14 protein-coding genes and 1 pseudogene are annotated in these 17,330 nt (G+C 61.7%); 7 read left to right on the top strand and 8 right to left on the bottom strand.

Features of this window, described 5'->3' with window-relative positions; translation table 11 throughout:
• Nucleotide 1: 1 nt before the first annotated feature.
• Nucleotides 2-1,339: an erythromycin esterase family protein gene (locus tag HCN58_RS21535; protein WP_171581401.1), complete on the bottom strand. Its 1,338-nt coding sequence runs from the start codon at nt 1,337-1,339 to the stop codon at nt 2-4.
• Between the two features lie 248 nt (nt 1,340-1,587).
• Between HCN58_RS21535 and HCN58_RS21530 the strand changes: the two are divergent.
• Nucleotides 1,588-2,051: pseudogene (locus HCN58_RS21530) on the top strand (YbhB/YbcL family Raf kinase inhibitor-like protein).
• 199 nt (nt 2,052-2,250) lie between these two features.
• Here the strand turns inward: HCN58_RS21530 and HCN58_RS21525 are convergent.
• Nucleotides 2,251-2,691, bottom strand: a complete 441-nt coding sequence (locus HCN58_RS21525) for a CBS domain-containing protein (protein WP_171581400.1) — start codon at nt 2,689-2,691, stop codon at nt 2,251-2,253.
• A 121-nt stretch (nt 2,692-2,812) separates the two neighbouring features.
• Nucleotides 2,813-3,778 (bottom strand): cation diffusion facilitator family transporter, encoded by a 966-nt coding sequence (locus tag HCN58_RS21520; protein WP_171581399.1) that lies wholly within the window; start codon nt 3,776-3,778, stop codon nt 2,813-2,815.
• Between the two features lie 412 nt (nt 3,779-4,190).
• On the opposite strand from HCN58_RS21520, the gene HCN58_RS21515 reads away from it, so the two are divergent.
• A complete protein-coding gene (locus HCN58_RS21515) occupies nt 4,191-4,790 on the top strand; it encodes a protoglobin domain-containing protein (protein ID WP_171581398.1) in 600 nt (199 codons plus the stop codon).
• A 64-nt stretch (nt 4,791-4,854) separates the two neighbouring features.
• Nucleotides 4,855-5,304, top strand: a complete 450-nt coding sequence (locus HCN58_RS21510; protein WP_171581397.1) for a nuclear transport factor 2 family protein — start codon at nt 4,855-4,857, stop codon at nt 5,302-5,304.
• A 639-nt stretch (nt 5,305-5,943) separates the two neighbouring features.
• Here HCN58_RS21510 and HCN58_RS21505 read toward each other — a convergent pair.
• The 3 genes from HCN58_RS21505 to HCN58_RS21500 all read right to left on the bottom strand — a co-directional run bounded on the left by HCN58_RS21505 (nt 5,944) and on the right by HCN58_RS21500 (nt 7,829).
• The gene (locus HCN58_RS21505) at nt 5,944-6,504 is read right to left on the bottom strand and encodes a DUF4142 domain-containing protein (RefSeq protein WP_171581396.1); all 561 of its coding nucleotides are present in this window, start codon (nt 6,502-6,504) and stop codon (nt 5,944-5,946) included.
• 255 nt (nt 6,505-6,759) lie between these two features.
• A complete protein-coding gene (locus HCN58_RS36010; protein ID WP_235983781.1) occupies nt 6,760-6,948 on the bottom strand; it encodes a hypothetical protein in 189 nt (62 codons plus the stop codon).
• A 395-nt stretch (nt 6,949-7,343) separates the two neighbouring features.
• On the bottom strand, nt 7,344-7,829 hold the full coding sequence (locus HCN58_RS21500) for an Lrp/AsnC family transcriptional regulator (RefSeq protein WP_311966848.1): 486 nt from the start codon (nt 7,827-7,829) through the stop codon (nt 7,344-7,346).
• Nucleotides 7,830-7,959: 130 nt separating this feature from the next.
• Between HCN58_RS21500 and ald the strand changes: the two genes are divergently transcribed.
• Both ald and HCN58_RS21490 read left to right on the top strand, forming a co-directional pair.
• Complete coding sequence (gene ald, locus HCN58_RS21495; protein WP_171581395.1) at nt 7,960-9,075, top strand: alanine dehydrogenase; 1,116 nt, start codon at nt 7,960-7,962, stop codon at nt 9,073-9,075.
• Between the two features lie 293 nt (nt 9,076-9,368).
• A complete protein-coding gene (locus tag HCN58_RS21490) occupies nt 9,369-10,805 on the top strand; it encodes an NAD-dependent succinate-semialdehyde dehydrogenase (protein WP_065731278.1) in 1,437 nt (478 codons plus the stop codon).
• Nucleotides 10,806-10,876: 71 nt separating this feature from the next.
• On the opposite strand, the gene HCN58_RS37140 is transcribed toward HCN58_RS21490, so the two are convergent.
• Together HCN58_RS37140 and HCN58_RS21480 are read right to left on the bottom strand one after the other, a co-directional pair.
• The gene (locus HCN58_RS37140) at nt 10,877-12,589 is read right to left on the bottom strand and encodes a bifunctional protein-serine/threonine kinase/phosphatase (RefSeq protein ID WP_311966847.1); all 1,713 of its coding nucleotides are present in this window, start codon (nt 12,587-12,589) and stop codon (nt 10,877-10,879) included.
• Nucleotides 12,590-12,622: 33 nt separating this feature from the next.
• A complete protein-coding gene (locus tag HCN58_RS21480) occupies nt 12,623-13,882 on the bottom strand; it encodes an MFS transporter (protein WP_171581394.1) in 1,260 nt (419 codons plus the stop codon).
• A gap of 652 nt (nt 13,883-14,534) precedes the next feature.
• Here HCN58_RS21480 and nirB point away from each other — a divergent pair.
• Nucleotides 14,535-16,994 carry a nitrite reductase large subunit NirB gene (nirB, locus tag HCN58_RS21475; protein ID WP_171581393.1) on the top strand — a complete coding sequence of 820 codons (2,460 nt, stop codon included), beginning with the start codon at nt 14,535-14,537 and terminating at the stop codon, nt 16,992-16,994.
• On the top strand, nt 16,991-17,326 hold the full coding sequence (gene nirD, locus HCN58_RS21470; protein WP_171581392.1) for a nitrite reductase small subunit NirD: 336 nt from the start codon (nt 16,991-16,993) through the stop codon (nt 17,324-17,326). Before nirB ends, nirD begins: the two co-directional genes overlap by 4 nt.
• Nucleotides 17,327-17,330: the final 4 nt, after the last annotated feature.

Here is a 17,330-nt window from a genome sequence, read left to right as displayed (position 1 = left end):
GTCAGAACCCAAAGGGATAGGTCTCTGCCGCGCCCGTTACAGCTCGTGTCGCAAGCGGTGTCACCGCCTTGGTCTCCTCGAACCAGACGAACGCGTCGAACTGTTCAGGCAATACTGCCTCGAAGTAGTGGCTGAGGAGCTCCGTCTCGGGGCGATAGATGACGCCAATGGCTCGCTCGAGCCTGGGGCCGGTCAACCTGTCGCGCAGCTCGCCTCGGCCGGGCGGCCGCAAGTCGGTCAGTGATCGCGCCAGACCAGTGCGGCGGAACAGGTATTCATAGCTGTCATCGCGCGCCGGCCGAACCGACTTCATCTCCATCTCGCCGCCCCAATCGGAGGCCGCAGCCACGGTGCCGCGATCCGTGCCGAAGCCGATCAAGACAGCCTCGTCGCCATAAGCGTTGCGGACGAGCTCGCCGATATTGAATTCGCCGGCCCAGCCCATCGAAGTTGCCGCGGCGTTGCCGATGTGCGAGTTGTGGGCCCAGACCACCGCTTTCGCCTGCGGCCCGCGTTGCTGCATCACATATTGCAGCGTGTCGAACATGTGGCGGTCGCGCAGGTTCCACGATTCGGTCGAGCCGCGATACATGATGCGGTAATACTGCTCGGCCGCGCGCACGATCCGCGCATTCTGCGCGGCATTGAAGAAGGCCTCGCCGCCGTCTTCCGGATGTGAAAGCCGGTGCGACAGAAGCTCGTGCAATTGAGCCACCACCTCGTCTTCGCAGTTGTCGCGGCCGGACAGCACGGCGCGTCCGTAGCCGGCCGGGTCTGCCTGCCACGGCGTTAAGCAGGAATAGCGTTCACGCGCCGCGCGGGCGCGTTCCGGGTCGACGCGTTCGAGGTACGCGATGACAGCGGCAATGGAGCTGCTGAGGCTGTAGACGTCGAGTCCCCGGAACTCGACTCTGCAGTCTGCAGCGCACGCGTCGTTGCGGAAGCGCAGATGGTCGATGAATTGCTTCATTTCGATATTGCGCCACATCCAGGTCGGAAAACGTTCGAACGATCGCTCCTTGGGCGGCTCGGATGGCAATTGTCGCACGAGGTGATCGAGCGCTGCTGCGTCCGGCCAATCGGCCTCGATCGCGACAATGTTGAAGCCGTGGTGCTCGATCAACTGGCGGGTGATGGCGGCACGTGCCCGATAGAATTCTGACGTGCCATGTGTCGCTTCGCCGAGCATGACGATTTTCGCAGGGCCGAACCGGTCGAAATAAGACGTGAAATCGTCCTGCTCCGGTGCCGGGAGATGCTCGCCTGCCTCGTGCAATAGATCGATCAGCTCGCGATTGGTCCTCTCGCGAACTTGTTCGGCTTCGGGTGAAAGGGCCATGCGCCCGGTTCCCTCAATGGTTGCTGCGCCTGTCCAGCATCGGCGTGCCGACGCATGGCTTGCAGGGATTGTCCTGAGCGCGCGCAGGAAACGCCGATCAGCGTGCCTCGTTGAAGCAACTCAAGCGCCGGCCCGACGTTCCTTCGTATCGGCGGAATCGACTGGCAAGGCGTATCGTTGCATCCCGGAGGACCGAGCGAGCCCGCTGCTGCGACCCTTTCGCATTCCATGAGCACGGAAGTCCGCATATGGCATTCAAGTTGACAAGTCCTGCATTCGACGACGACCAACCGATTCCGGTCAAATACACTTGCGATGGCCAGAATGTATCTCCGCCACTTCAATGGTCGGATCCGCCGCCGGGTACGAAGAGCTTCGCCCTTATCGTTGAGGATCCGGACGCACCGTCCGGAACGTTTCGGCATTGGGGCCTCACAACATCATGGGCGAGCGGACGATGCTGCCGGAAGCCATCGGTCATGGGCCAAAGACGGAGCGTCTCGGCAAAGGCGTGAACGATTTCGGTGAATTGGGCTATGGTGGACCCTCTCCGCCAAAGGGCCATGGTACGCACCACTATCATTTCAAGCTAGCGGCTTTGGACGTCGACGAGCTGTCGCGCTCGCCCAGCATGCCGGTAGTCGACATTTTGAGCGCCGCGAAGAAGCGCACGATCGGCCAGGCTGAACTTGTCGGGACGTACGTCAGGTAGCGGCGAAACGTTGTATGGAACGAGCGGATATCGTGTTGCGCCTGTAACGTGGTCCCGCTCGTTCCTTGTTTGCGCCGATAGAAGCTCTTTGCGATTCCGTACCTTGCTGCTCCATGGCTTGGGCCGTATGGCTTGGACTGTCGGTCCACAGGCTCAGTGACGCGAACGCTCCTGAAATCCCTCGACTGAATGCATTGCCTCAGCCGGTAACCGCGCCCGCATGTTGCCCGCCCGGCTGCGAAATCCCATGCAGCGCTGTAGCGGCGCCGTCACCCGGCTTGGAAACGGCGATATCGCCAAGCGCAATGATACCGACCAGCCGCTTGTTTCGTGCGAGCACCGGCAACCGCCGCACCTGAATATCGGCCATGTTGCGGGTGACTTCATCGATATCCTGGTCTTCGAAGCAGTATTTGACGTCTGCTGTCATGACGTCGCGCACAGGCGCATCCGGACCTTTGCCCATCGCTATTCCGCGCGTGGCAATATCACGGTCGGAGATCATTCCCACCAACCGGTCATTTTCAGCCACGGGCAACAGCCCGATATTGAGCGCCGCCATCGCCTCGGCCGCATCCCTGATACTGTCTTGCGGGGTGCAGAGCTGTATGTTCGTGGTCATGGCATCGCAAACTCTCATCTGGGGTCTCCTCTTTTGCTGACAGGCCGCCAACAAAATTTGCGAGCGGACGTTCCCTCTATCGCCCGGAAATCTCGGTTTTGCATCGAGCGAGCAGCGACGGCCGCGGGTCTACTCAAACTCACCGCGACAGCGACCGGGCGAACCTCGCCTTGCGGGCGGATTGGAAAGTTCGCGCCGTTTGCGGCTTAACGAACAGCGAAACCACTTCGGGATGTTTCGCCCGAATGCGGTGCTCAAGCGCCTCTACGCATTGTTCGAGCTCAGGCGTGCGCAGATCATCCGCAAATTCGAGGCTCAGCGTCACTACGATCTGGTCCGGCGCAAGATGGACCGTGAGCGCGCCATTTGCGCCTTCCACGCCCGGCTGGCTTGCGGCCAGCGCAAGGATCGAGCTGCTGATTGCCTCGTGAGCGCGCTCGCCGATCAGCAGTTCCTTGTTCTCGCGCGCGAGGATAATTGCCATGGCCGCCAGGATGCTGCCGATCAGGATCGAGGCAACGCCGTCAAGCGCCGGATTTTCCAGCCGATCCGCAAGGAAGATGCCAAGTGCGGCGATGCAAAGGCCGATCAGAGCGGCAGTGTCTTCCAGAAGCACCATGAAAGAGGGCGGATCCTTGCTGCTTCTGATGGCGTCCCAATAGCTGAGCTCGCCCTTGACTGACCGGAACGCAATGAGCGCTATCCACCACGAGGCGCCCTCAAATACGGCAGACAGCGCAAGAACGACGTAGTTCACCGTGATGTTCTCGATGCGGGAAGGCGCCGCAATATGGGTGATCCCTTCGTAGACGGAGATCCCGGCCCCCAGCGCAAAAAGCAGGAGCGCTACAACAAAGCTCCAAAAATAGAGTTCCCTGCCATAGCCCAGCGGGTGAGCTTCATCGGGTCTGAGGCGCGACCGATAATAGCCATAAAGCAGCAACGTTTCGTTGCCGGTATCGACCAACGAATGAGCACTTTCGCTGAGCATGGAAGAGCTGCCGGTCAGCAGGGCTGCCGTCAGCTTGGTAACGGCCACCATGAGGTTGCCGAGTACGGCTGCATAGACGACCTTCTTCGACCTTGAGGATTCGCTAGCGGCCATGATCTTTCCTGGACAAAGGCGGCAATCGTCCTGGCGCGTCGCCTGCGCCGCGCGACTATCGATGAACAGCCTCATCTGAACGCCTGCCAAAACAGACGGATTGCCGCTGAAGATGCATCGATGTTGTTCATCCCTCGATCATTTGGATTTGAACGGACTCATGCGCGAGCGGTTCCTGCGCTCTCGTCGCGTATCGCAGTCGCTTGAGCCACGTCCGGAACCTCGGATCAGACAGAACAGGGTACAGTTTTTGCAGGCAACGATTCCGCATCCGATGCGTTTTGCGGGCTGGCAAAGCACCAGCTGCGGCACGGGTTACAAGGAGCTGCGCGCTGCGTTCGGGGCCGGATTGTCAGGCGTCGCGTAGTGGACGCACGCCGTCCAGACCACCCCCCCCCAAGGAGAGCGGGTCATGGATGCTCCGCAAACGGAGATACCCGGATACGATTACGGAACCGGCAAGGTCGCCAAGTTGCCGATTTCGATGGCGGAATGGGAGGAGCTGAAGAAGTCTGCGCTATTCTCCGAGGAAGACGCGATCTATCTCCGCCTGTCGGAGGACGTATTGGCGGAGCAGGTCGATGACCTGCTGCAGGTGTGGCGCGGTGTTATCTTCGATCACCCGCATCTTCGTGCCTATGACGAAGACCCCATGACCCATGAAGTTGACAGCAAGTATGCACAGGCTGTCGCCAGACGTTTCGGCCGATGGATCATCGACACCGCGCGGGCGAAGTATGATCAGGCCTGGCTCGATTACCAGTATGAGATCGGACTGCGTCATCATCGCTCGAAGAAGAACAAAATCGACAAGGGCCACACGCTGGGGCACATCCGCGCGCGCGATCTGCTTGCGTTCTGTGCCACCATCGTCGTGCCCATGAAGCCGTTTCTCGCCAAGAAGGGCCACCCTCCGGAAGTCGTCAGCCGCATGTACGACGCCTGGTGGAAGTCGATGATCCTGCAGGCAACCTTGTGGATGCGGCCATATATCCGAGAAGGCGACTTCTGAGCCTCCGCTGGCTTGCATTGTGGCCATCGTGGACGCAACGGCGATAACGACAACGGAGTGAGACATGGATGAAAGAACGTTGCCCGGAAACCTGACCGCGGCTGGATCGACCCCGGTCGAGCGCATGTACTTCGCCTGGAACGATGCACTTTCCCGCAACGACGCGGCCGGCCTGCTGGAGCTCTATGCGGAAGACGCGTGGCTCGAGAGCCCGCTGGTGCCGCACCTGCTCGGCATCGACAGAGGGTATTTGCACGGCCGTAACGAACTTCGTCGGCTATTCGATCTTGTGGCAGAACGCAAGCCGCCGGTGCGCCAGTATTTCCGGACCGGTTACCTCACTGACGGCAAGCGCCTGATCTGGGAATATCTGCGTGACGCCGGCAAGGGCGAGCAGATGGATTTCGTCGAGGTCATGGATCTCAACGATGACGGTCTCATTCAACGCCACTGCGTCTATTGGGGCTGGTTCGGCTTCCGCGTACTGCAGCGCAATGAGTACCATCGCGGATAAGGTGCGTGATGGCAGGCCAATGCCAATTTAATCGGACTTTCCGGCGATGCGCCGCAAGCAAAATTTATCGGCGCACCGTTAAGCACCCAGCTGGCACAGCCAATGAGGAAAATCCATGGGCAAGAGCAGCAAACCGGCACTCGCGAAGAAACGGAGTTCATTCGGCGCCCACGGCGGAAACCGCGGAGGTCGTCCCACGCACGCCGCCTCGGCAAGACCCCGCAGCCAGGCTGCGGGCAAAGATCCGCAGCGCGGCAGGAAAGAACGTCGATAACGGGGCGGCGCCGCGGTCGTTATACGGCTGGCGCATGACGGGGCGGGGTGGATTTCGGCGGTGCTCCGACGGCAGTGCCCCGCACGGGACATCGCGGGTACGAGTGTGTTCAAGGCTTGGACCACGGGTGCAGAAGTCGTTGCTGCCGGACTGCCCGCCGATCCGGTGGACGCCGTCCATTCCATCTCAGGCACTCGCACGACGGCCTCAAGTGTAAGCCTGTCCAGAACCATGCACTAGTAAAGAAACTGCCGACAATTTCTGTTCTGTCATGGCCGCGCCCAAGGTTGTAGCGCGGGGCGGCAAGCGAACGAAATATGCCGGCAGTTTTGCCGGCATATTCGTTGGATGGGACGGAGTTTCCGCTATTGCTGTTTGCCGGACTGGCCGACGCTCGGCGCCTGGCCGAGCTCCTGCGCCATTTCCAAGTGGTGTTTGAGCGCGGGCAGCATCTTCCCGGCCCAGTCCTTTAGCTCCGAATTGTCGCCGCTCTTGGCGTAACGCTCGAACAGCGACACCGCGTCCTTGTGCGCGCTGACCTGATAGGAGTCGAAATTCGAGCTGAAATCCCTGCCGGACTGGTCCTTGAGCTTGCTGAGCTTTGACTGGTGCGAATTGTCGAGCGACGTCGGCAACTCGGCCTTGACCTTGCCGCTATTGACCATGCCCTTCAGTTCGTTGCTGCTCTTGGTGTGATCGATCACCATCTGCTGGGCAAAGGACTTCTCCTGTACGTTCCCCTTCTGCTGGGCAAGCTTGTTCGATTCCAGTTCGAACATGTCGCTGATGGCGACTTCCTTGACGAAGTCGGCGGTGGTCGGCGCTACGCCTAGCGCAGAATTGATCCCGGTTTTTTCGCCGACTGATTGAGCCAGCGCGGGGCCTGCAAGGAGAATGCAGCTAACGGCAATGATGAGGCGCTTCATGTTTCAGTTCCTCCGATTTCAGCGACACGTTGGATACGCCGCGCGATTTGTCCATTAACCCGCGGCCGGAGGCCTTCGTTCCAAGATGTTGTGTGTCGCTAGAGCGGTCAGCTCGACCTGATCGCACCAGGATGGCAAAAGGTCTCGAATTCGTTGCCGCGCACGATCCCGACCAGCAGGCCATTGCGGTCCGGATCGCCAGCTCCGTTGGCGCAGAAAACCGCGACCAGAATGCTCGTCCCGATCGAGACGCGGCTAGTCGGAACCAGGGCGCCGGGAGCAAGCCCTTTCTGCCCGATTACGTCCCTTGGCTGAGCTGACCATCGGGGGTTCGCTGACCGCATCAGTCGGCGGAAATATGCTGTCGTATATCGCGCGAGCCTCTCGAATTAAGCGAGCCCGCTCAAGCTCTGGCTTCGGAATAAGCCGAACGATTTCGCCCATGTGAGCTCTCATAGTCAGGTGATTGCTTGTTTGGATGACGCTTACAATTCCAAGAGATCAGGACATGCTGGCTTGTAAACGCGCCGGCGAAGTAGTGCCCTGCACGACAAACGTCCGACCATCATCCTCCATGGAAACCGGTCCGCTTTCGCATCCAGATCAAAAAGCCTCTTCAGCTCGCAGGGGCCCGTCGGGAAGGCATCATCGGTTCGCGAGTGCGCTATGTTATAACATAACATACGGTGGGTTAGGTTGTTGTCAAGTGCGTTTTCTCTGTCGGCAGCATCGGGACGCAAAACGCAGGTACCCGACGGGCCGAAAACTACTGACGCTTCAGCGTGGTATCTGCGCATCGATAGGTGGACGCTCCGATTGCGTCGAGCTGATCGAAGGGACTAGCGCCGCAGTGCCGTCTCGGGGATCGCCCTGCGCACCACCTCGCGCATTGCAAAGCTCGAGTGGATGCGCGCCACCCCGGGCATCCGCGAAAGATGTTGCTTGTGGATGCGCTCGAAGTCCGCGATGTCGCGTGCGATGACTTGCAGGTGATAATCGTCGCTACCCGACATCAAGTGACAAGACACGACATCCGGACAGCGGGCGATCGCCGCTTCGAACGCGGCCAGGTAATCCTCGCTCTGTTTTTCCAGCGTGATGGTGACAACGACGGTCGTGACGAGCCCGAGCGCGGTCGGCTCGAGATCGGCGCGATAGCCCCGAATGATCCCAGCTTCCTCGAGTTGGCGGATGCGGCGCGCGCAGGCGGTCGGCGACAGTCCGACCTTTTCGGCGAGCTCGATCTGGCTCGCCCGGGCGTCGGCAAGCAGCTCGGTCAAAATCCGATAATCAATGCGATCCAGCTCGTTCAAGCTATAAGTCACTCATTTATGCCGTTAATATGCAGAATATATGCGTAACTCGCTCGCAGCAAGCCGCAATTCGCCGAAAAGCGTTGCCGACTCAGAAGTACTTTTATCTGCGGTCAGACAACCTCGAATGCAGGAGCAAGCCATGCGGATCGGTGTGCCCACGGAAATCAAAGTCGAGGAATATCGCGTTGGTCTGGCGCCGGCTGCGGTGCGGGAATATGTGACGCGGGGACACGACGTGATCGTCGAGCAGGGGGCCGGGATCGGCATCGGCGCAAGCGATGACGTCTACCGTTCAGCCGGCGCCGCAATCGTGGATACGGCCGCGGAAATCTTCGCGACCGCTGACATGGTGGTCAAGGTCAAGGAGCCGCAGCCGAGCGAATGGCGTCAGCTTCGCGAGAGTCAGATCCTCTTCACCTATTTGCACCTGGCGCCGGATGTGGCGCAGACCAAGGGGCTTCTGGCATCCGGCTGTACTGCGATCGCTTACGAGACGGTGACGGATCCCAATGGCGGGCTTCCCCTGCTTGCGCCAATGAGCGAAGTGGCGGGACGGTTGGCGATCGAGGCGGCGGGCGCTGCCTTGCGGAAATCGGCGGACGGAATGGGCAAGCTGATCGGCGGGGTGCCCGGCGTGGCGCCGAGCAGGATCGCGGTGATCGGCGGTGGCGTGGTCGGCACGCATGCCGCGCGAATGGCAGCGGGCCTGGGCGCCGACATCGTTATCCTGGACCGCTCGCTCCCGCGCCTTCGCGTTCTTGACGAGATGTTCCAAGGGCGGGTGCGCACGCGCTATGCAACGCTGGAAGCAATCGAAGAGGAAGTCATTGCGGCCGATGTCGTCATCGGCGCCGTGCTGGTGCCGGGCGCCAGCGCGCCGAAGCTCGTCTCGCGCGCGCATCTCGCCCGCATGAAACGCCGTGCCGTGCTGGTCGATGTCGCGATCGACCAGGGCGGCTGCTTCGAGACATCGCGGCCGACTACCCATCAGGCGCCGACCTATCTCGTCGACGAGATCGTGCACTATTGCGTCGCCAACATGCCGGGCGCGGTGCCGGTGACGTCGAGTCACGCGCTCAACAATGCCACGCTGCCGTTCGGCCTTGCGCTGGCTGAAAAGGGCATCCGCGCGCTGATCGAGGACCCGCATCTGCGCGCCGGACTCAACGTGCACCGCGGACAGATCACCAATCGCGCGGTCGCCGACAGCCAGAATTTGCCTGCAGCGGCGGCCGAAACAATTTTGGCGGCGTGACGCCCGTCGCCCGCCCGGGGGTGGCCTCCCCGTCGTTCAGCCGGCAAGGTGATTTTCCCGCTGGTCGGTGACCGTGACGCGACAGCCGGATTTTGCGGCGCTCACCCAGCAGCCGCAGTTCCAAAGCTATCTGGGCTCGGAAATGACGCGGGCCGGGCAGGCTCTATGCGCCGGTCGCGCGGCCGCACTCTCTTTGAATCGGCTTTGCAATTCGATCGAGCTTCCATCATATAGGCGCCTGATTTTCCGCCGCGCGCCAATTGGCGATCAATAAGCTCAAGGGAGAAAGTCTCGTGGCATATTCGAATACCCAACTCTTCATCAACGGCAAATGGCGTCCAAGCCAGTCGGGCAGGACCATCGCCGTGCTCAATCCGGCTACCGAGGAGACGATCGGCACCGTGGCGCATGCCGACCGTGCCGATCTCGATGAGGCGCTCGAAGCGGCCGCCAAGGGTTTCAAGGTCTGGCGGGCGGTGGCGCCGTTCGAGCGCTGCAGGATCATGCGCAAGGCGGCTCAAATCATGCGCGAGCGCAACGACGAGATCGCGCCGCTGTTGACGATGGAGCAGGGCAAGACGCTGGCCGAGGCCAAGATGGAGGCCATGGCGGCCGCCGACGTTATCGAGTGGTTCGCCGAGGAAGCCAAGCGCGCCTATGGCCGGGTGATCCCGGCACGCGGCCCCGGCATCTACCAGATCGCCGTCAAGGAGCCGGTCGGTCCCGTCGCGGCGTTTACGCCGTGGAATTTCCCGATCAACCAGGTGGTTCGCAAGCTCTCCGCGGGGCTCGCGGCTGGCTGTTCGATCATCGTCAAGGCGCCCGAGGAAACGCCGGCATCGCCTGCGCAACTGATCAAGGCGTTCGTCGATGCGGGCGTGCCTGACGGCGTTATCAACCTGGTGTATGGCGTACCGTCAGAGATTTCGGAATATCTCATTCCGCATCCGGTGATCCGCAAGATTTCCTTCACCGGATCGACGGTCGTGGGCAAGCAGCTCTCCGCCCTGGCCGGCCTGCACATGAAGCGCGCCACCATGGAGCTGGGCGGCCATGCGCCGGCGATCGTGTTCAAGGACGCCGACGTCTCCTCGGCGGCGAAGATTCTGGCGGCTGCGAAGTACCGCAATGCCGGCCAGGTCTGCATCTCGCCGACGCGCATGCTGGTGCAGGACGATGTGTTCCGCGAATTCGTCGACAAGTTCGTCGAAGGCGCCAAGTCAATGAAGGTCGGCAATGGTCTCGATCCGGACTCGAAGATGGGTTCGCTCGCCAACCCGCGCCGCGTTACCGCCATCGAGGGCATGGTGCAGGATGCCGTCGGCAAGGGCGCCAAGCTCGAGACCGGCGGCCACCGCGTCGGCAACAAGGGCTACTTCTTCGAGCCGACGGTCGTCAGTGACGTGCCGAAGGATGCCCGCGCCATGAACGAGGAGCCGTTCGGCCCGCTGGCGCTGATCTCGCGGTTCTCCACCTTCGACGAGGTGGCCGAGGAAGCCAACCGCTTGCCGTTCGGTCTCGCATCCTATGCCTTCACCAGCTCAACCAAGACGGCGACCGCGATCGGCGCCGCCATCGAGGCCGGCATGGTTTCGATCAACAGTTTTGGTCTTGCCTTGCCTGAAGTGCCGTTCGGCGGCGTCAAGGATTCCGGCTACGGCTCGGAAGGCGGCACCGAGGCGATGGAAGGCTATTTCAACACCAAGTTCATCACCCAGACCGGGGTATGAACCAGGCTGCGAAGCTAGCCCGGCTTGCTCCGCTCAGTGCTGTAGCCCGACGCTCCAACCGGAGCGTCGGGCTAATTTTTTACGATCCATGCAAGGAGCAGGACGACGAGCACGACTAGTCCCGCGGACAGACTCTTCCAGAAGACCAGCGGGTCGCGGTCGTAGAGCGAGCGCCGTGACGTAACGGCAGGTTTCGCCCACATCGCGCCGTTTTCGAGCTCGTGCGAGAACTCGATGACATCGCCGTAGCGTTGCGCACGATCGACGTTGAGCGCCTTCCCGACCACCGCGTCCAGCCAGGCCGGCAGATCGGGACGGTAGCGGGAGAGGTAGGCGGGCTTGCCGAAGCGGGGCCGCGAGAACGGCTCGATCTCGCCGTAGGGATAGGCGGCGGTGAACATCCGGTACACGGTGACGCCGAGCGCATAGAGATCGGAAAACTCGTCGCCGGGCCGTCCGCCGAACAGCTCCGGCGCCATGTAGCTCGGCGTGCCCGGAATATCCTCGGCCGGGAAGTCCTCCAGCAACGGCACGCGCGCGACGCCGAGATCGACCAGCCGCAGGCTGCCGCCCTTCAACAGGATCACGTTGTCGGGCTTGATGTCGCGATGGATGATGCCGGCGCGGTGCAGGGTGGCAACGGCGCGCGCCAGCTTGGTCGCAATCCCGATGCCTTCGGCCAGCGAAAGTTGCGGCGAACGATTCAGCCGCTGTTCCAGGGTCTCGCCTTGATAAAGCGGCATCACTGAATAGAGACGGGTCTGCCGTTCAGCAGGCAGTTCGATGATCTCTCCAATCCACAGGCTGCGCACGCGCGCCGCGACCCATGCCTCGCGGACGAAGGCGAGGCGATAGGAGCCCTCGCTGGCCACGCGCGGATGCGGAAATTTTAGCACGACTTCGCGGCCCTGCCGCTTGTCGATCGCCTTGAACAGCCGGCTGTAGCGGCCGTCCGACAGTATTTCGCCGAGCATGAAATCGTCAATGATATCGCCGACTTCAGGAAGATCCAGAATCGGAAGCGTTGCGATCGAATGGGTGAGCTCGTCGCGGTCGGCGGGCGGCAGGTCGACGACATCGAGTACCAAAGCGGTCATGTTGTCGGTGGAGCCGGCATCCAGCGCCGCGTCGACGAGGGCGCGGGCGGATTCTTCTGGCGAGGTACGCTCGCTCAACAATAGCTGCAGTCGGTGATCGGCCAGCACGCCATGAACGCCGTCGCTGCAGATCAAAAGCCTATCGTGCTGCCGCAACCCGACGGTGGCGTAGTCGAAGCGGGCAAAATCCTCGAAGCCGATGGCGCGGTTGAGCAGGTGAGCGAGATCGCCGCGTCCGGCGATGTGATCGGTGGTCAGCCGCTCCAGCCGACCCTCGCTCAGGCGATAGGCCCGGGTGTCGCCGATGTGAATGACGTGGCAGAGCCGCCGTGACAGGATGATTGACGAGAAAGCGCAACTCATGCCGCTGAGGCGGGGATCGGTGCGGCCTTGCGTGTAGATCCAGCTATTGGCGGCTTCCAGCGAACGCGATGCCCGGCGACGCACGCCGAGTGTCTCGGGGAGGGAATAGTAGGCGTCGATGAAGCAACGAACCGCAAGCTCGGCGGCTTCGCGCCCGCCCTTGTGTCCGCCGACACCGTCGGCGACGGCGGCGACGATATCGCGGTTGGCTACGCCGGACCGGCCGAGGCAGGTCCCGACGTAGTCCTCATTGGCGGAGCGCTTGCCAGTCTCGGTGACGAAGCCGACGCGAACCCCGAGATTCCGTTGCGAACCGATTGTCACCCGCGCGACCTGTCAGGTTGGCTGCGCGCGTCGTCAGACCCGCGCTCCCGATGCGGCGCCCCATGTGGTGCGCCAACGCACCTTGACCATGGCAAGTCCAAGGAAACCAAGCAACGCCAGCAGGCCGAAAAACAGGAAGCCTGCGCCAAATCCGCCGGTCATCCCTTTGGCGATGCCGAGGGCCTTGGCAAGGAAGAATCCGCCGATACCGCCGGCGCAGCCGACCATGCCGGTCATCAGGCCGATCTCCTGCCGGAAGCGGAGCGGGATGAGCTGAAACACGGCGCCATTGCCCATGCCGAGCGCGAGCACTCCGATCGAGAACAAGAGCACCGACATCCAGGCGATCCGCGGCATCTCGGTGAGCGCCCAACCCGCAGGCGTCGATGCTGCCGGTCCTTCCGGCATGAAGGCGATGGCGAGATATGCCGCCACGACGACGCCAAACAACATCGACAATGAGCGGATGCCGCCGATGCGGTCGGCGATCAGGCCGCCGACGGGGCGGAAACCCGAACCGAAAGCGACGATCAAGGAAACCAGCAGGCCTGCGGCAACACCTGATACGTGATATTGCACGCTGAAATACAGCGGCAACGCGTTGGCCAGTCCGACGAAGCCGCCGAAGGTGATGAAGTAGAAAAACATGAACCAGCGGCTGTCGGGATCGCGCAGCAACGTGCCATAGGCCTTCAGCGAAATCGGCTTGCGCTCTCCGGGCGCATCCTTGGCGGCATAGGCATAGTAGGCGAGGATCAGCACCATCGGAACGAGCAGCACGCCGAACACGGCCTGCCAGCCCCAATGCTCGGCGATAGACGGTGCGAACATCGTGTCGAGCACGACGCCCATATTGCCGGCGCCGGCGATCCCCATCACCACGCCCTGATATTGCGGCGGATACCAGCGGCTCGCCTGCGGCAGCGCCACTGCGAACGAGGCGCCGCCGATGCCGAGCGCGAGGCCGAAGATTTCCACCGACAGCTTGCTCGGCAGTCCGAAATAGCAAACCCAGGCCGTCGCAGCGATGACGACGAGTTGTGCGACAATTCCGGTCCGCTTGGCGCCGAACAGATCGGCGAGCAGGCCCATCGGCACCCGCAGCAGCGCGCCCGCCAGAACCGGAATGGCGACGAGTGTGAACTTCTCGTCGATGGCAAGATTCATGTCCCGCACGATGTAGACGATCAACGGCCCGAGCGCGACCCAAGCCATGAAGCTTATGTCGAAATAGAGAAAGGCGGCGAGCAGCGTGGGCCAATGGCCGGCCTTCTTGAATTCAGCAAACTTCATCGAGCAGCCTCGAACATCGGCGCGTGATGCCGCGCAGGCCGCGCGGCGATCTCGGCACAAAGGGACGGAATTTTGGAAAGCGAGTCGTCTCGTCGTTGAGGCGCACTCTGGCCTCAACGTCAGCAATTCGTGTGCCAGACAAATAAGCGCGTTACTTTGCGTGTATTTGCAGTACCTTGCCAGGCGCGGCGAAACTGCCGCGAATACGGTCGCTGCTCCGTTTGCTGGCAAAAGCAGCCGCTCGAACGTGCAGTGTGGTGTTTTATTATGCTGTGCGAAGCATTAACGGAAAAGCGTCCCTGAAAATCCGCTTGCCCGTGCCGTGCCATTTCCGCGAGCACATTGCCGCTGGGCCACGGCGAAGCACTCGGGTTGTGCACAATGGATAGCCCCAATAGATGATTTTTTGGGCACCTATGCACGCGAAGGTGCAACCAGTTCACGATTTATCGGCTGAAGCCGTACGCTGCGCCCGAAAAATTACGGGCCCGGCGTTGGCACGTCTCTTGAATACGAGAGATCTCGATCGTCATAGTCGACGACACTCTGCCCGCCGATGGGCACTTCTCAATCATAGCTAATTCTCGCCGATCGACGATGCAGAGTTGCGTCGCCAAGCGGAGCCATCGGAACCTGGATCAGAAGGCAGAGCATGCTCAATAAAGTAAACAAGCCAAAGTTGGTGGTGATCGGTAACGGCATGGCCGGCGTCCGCACGGTGGAGTTGCTGCTGGACCGTGCGCCCGATCTCTATGACATCACCGTCTTCGGCTCCGAGCCATACGGCAACTACAACCGAATTCTGCTGTCGCCCGTGCTTGCCGGCGAGAAGACTGTCGACGACATCATGCTCAACACGGAGCAGTGGTACGACGATAACGGGATCACGCTGCGCAAGGGCGAAATGATCGAGATGATCGATCGGCGCACCTGCGAAGTCGTGACGAGAGAAGGCGCGCGGGTACCCTACGATCGCCTGCTGATCGCCACCGGCTCGAACCCGATCATGTTGCCGCTTCCGGGTAAGGACCTTCCGGGTGTCATCGGCTTTCGCGATATTCAGGACGTCGAGCACATGGTGCAGGCGTCGACGAGCTACAAGAACGCCGTCGTGATCGGCGGCGGTCTGCTCGGCCTCGAGGCTGCCAACGGCTTGATGAAGCGTGGCATGAACGTCACCGTCGTGCATCTGCTCGACACTTTGATGGAGCGTCAGCTCGATCAGGTCGCGGGCGGATTGCTGCGCAAGTCGCTGGAAGAGCGCGGTATGGTGTTCAAGATGCCCGCGCAAACGGAGGCTATTCTCGGCGAGGATCGCGTGACCGGCGTCCGCTTCGCCGACGGCGAGGTGATCCCTGCGGATCTGGTCGTGATGGCGGTCGGCATCCGCCCAAATGTCGAATTGGCGCGCAAGGCAGGCCTCTATTGCGAGCGCGGCATCGTGGTCTCCGACACCATGCAGACCTACGACGGGCGAATCTACGCCGTCGGCGAATGCGTGCAGCACCGGCGCCAGACCTACGGGCTCGTGGCTCCCTTGTTCGACCAGGCCAAGGTATGCGCCAACCATCTCGCCATGAAGGGTTTTGCCACCTATGACGGGTCGGTCGTTTCGACCAAACTGAAGGTGACCGGGATCGACCTGTTCTCCGCCGGCGATTTCGCGCCGGGCGCGGACAAGGAAGAGATCGTGATGCAGGACGCCTCCCGCGGCGTCTACAAGCGGATAATTCTGCGCGACAAGAAGATCGTCGGCGCCGTGCTCTATGGCGATACCATCGACGGCCCGTGGTACTTCCAGCATCTGCGCGACGGCACCGACGTTTCGCAGATGCGCGAGCGGCTGGTGTTCGGCGCCGCCAATCTCGGCGACGGCGGCCATAGCGGCAAGAACTCGGTCGCCGCCATGAGCGATGATGCCGAAATCTGCGGATGCAACGGCGTCTGCAAGGGGACGATCGTCAAGGCGATCAGCGAAAAGAAACTCTTCACGATCGATGACGTGCGTGCCCACACCAAGGCATCGTCGTCGTGTGGCTCGTGCACCGGGCTGGTCGAGCAGGTTCTCGCCTTCACGCTCGGTGGCGATTATTCGGCCGCGCCGAAAGTCAAGCCGATGTGCGCCTGCACCGATCACAGCCATGACGACGCGCGCCGCGTCATCGTCGAGAATGGATTGAAGACCATTCCGGATGTCATGAAGTTCATGGACTGGAAGACGCCGAACGGATGCCATTCCTGCCGGCCCGCCCTGAACTATTATCTGCTCGCGACCTGGCCCGGCGAGTATCGCGACGATCAGCAATCGCGCTTCATCAACGAGCGCGTTCACGCCAATATCCAGAAGGACGGAACGTATTCGGTCGTGCCGCGGATGTGGGGCGGGGTCACGACGCCGGATGAATTGCGCGCCATCGCCGACGTCGCGGATAAATTCAATATTCCGACCGTCAAGGTGACCGGCGGACAGCGCATCGATCTTCTCGGCGTGAAGAAGGAGGATCTGCCCGCGGTCTGGGCCGATCTCAATGATGCGGGGATGGTGTCGGGCCATGCCTATGCCAAGGGATTGCGCACGGTGAAGACCTGTGTGGGTTCGGAATGGTGCCGTTTCGGTACGCAGGACTCGACCGGCCTCGGCATCAAGCTCGAAAAGTTCATGTGGGGCTCATGGACGCCGGCCAAGGTGAAGCTTGCGGTGTCCGGTTGCCCGCGCAACTGCGCGGAAGCGACATGCAAGGATGTCGGCGTCGTCTGCGTCGATTCCGGCTACGAGATCCATTTCGCGGGCGCCGCCGGTCTTCACATCAAGGGAACCGAATTCCTGGCCAAGGCAGCGACGGAGGAGGAGACGCTCGAAATCATTGCCGCGCTAACGCAGCTCTATCGCGAACAGGGCTGGTATCTGGAGCGCATGTACAAGTGGTGCGATCGGGTTGGTCTCGATGCGATCCGCAATCAGGTGGTTGACGATGTCGCCAACCGCAAGACGCTGTTCAGCCGCTTCACCTATTCGCAGCAATTCTCGCAGAGCGATCCGTGGGCGGCGCGGGCTCAGCGCGGCGTCGACCGTAACGAATTCACCCCGCTGGCGGAGCTGGAACTCGCATGACCAAATGGATCGAAATTGGGGCGTTGAACGATATCCCCGTTCTCGGCTCGCGTGTGGTGCGGACGGCCTCCGGCGACGTTGCGGTATTCCGGACCAGCGAGGACGAGGTGTTCGCGCTCGACGATCGCTGCCCGCACAAGGGCGGACCGCTGTCGCAAGGCATCGTCCACAACAAGCGGGTGACCTGTCCGCTGCACAATTTCGTCATCGAGCTCAGGAGCGGCATGGCGGTCGCTCCCGATGAGGGATGCACACGCGCGCATCCGACCAAGGTGGAGAACGGCATGGTCTGGCTTGGCGTCCAAACGCCAGAAGTTGTGCCCGCCGAGTGAGGGT

The sequence above is a fragment of the Bradyrhizobium australiense genome (genome assembly GCF_013114825.1).
Taxonomy (GTDB): Bacteria; Pseudomonadota; Alphaproteobacteria; order Rhizobiales; family Xanthobacteraceae; genus Bradyrhizobium; species Bradyrhizobium australiense.
Note: the sequence above shows the minus strand (reverse complement) of the source record. Positions and strands in the feature narration are given on the sequence as shown.

Bases quoted from the DNA above. Each gene is read 5' to 3' on its own strand.
- HCN58_RS21535 (WP_171581401.1), bottom strand. From the start codon at position 1,339: ATGGCCCTTTCACCCGAAGCCGAACAAGTTCGCGAGAGGACCAATCGC.
- HCN58_RS21525 (WP_171581400.1), bottom strand. From the start codon at position 2,691: ATGAGAGTTTGCGATGCCATGACCACGAACATACAGCTCTGCACCCCG.
- HCN58_RS21520 (WP_171581399.1), bottom strand. From the start codon at position 3,778: ATGGCCGCTAGCGAATCCTCAAGGTCGAAGAAGGTCGTCTATGCAGCC.
- HCN58_RS21515 (WP_171581398.1), top strand. From the start codon at position 4,191: ATGGATGCTCCGCAAACGGAGATACCCGGATACGATTACGGAACCGGC.
- HCN58_RS21510 (WP_171581397.1), top strand. From the start codon at position 4,855: ATGGATGAAAGAACGTTGCCCGGAAACCTGACCGCGGCTGGATCGACC.
- HCN58_RS21505 (WP_171581396.1), bottom strand. From the start codon at position 6,504: ATGAAGCGCCTCATCATTGCCGTTAGCTGCATTCTCCTTGCAGGCCCC.
- HCN58_RS36010 (WP_235983781.1), bottom strand. From the start codon at position 6,948: ATGGGCGAAATCGTTCGGCTTATTCCGAAGCCAGAGCTTGAGCGGGCT.
- ald (WP_171581395.1), top strand. From the start codon at position 7,960: ATGCGGATCGGTGTGCCCACGGAAATCAAAGTCGAGGAATATCGCGTT.
- HCN58_RS21480 (WP_171581394.1), bottom strand. From the start codon at position 13,882: ATGAAGTTTGCTGAATTCAAGAAGGCCGGCCATTGGCCCACGCTGCTC.
- nirB (WP_171581393.1), top strand. From the start codon at position 14,535: ATGCTCAATAAAGTAAACAAGCCAAAGTTGGTGGTGATCGGTAACGGC.
- nirD (WP_171581392.1), top strand. From the start codon at position 16,991: ATGACCAAATGGATCGAAATTGGGGCGTTGAACGATATCCCCGTTCTC.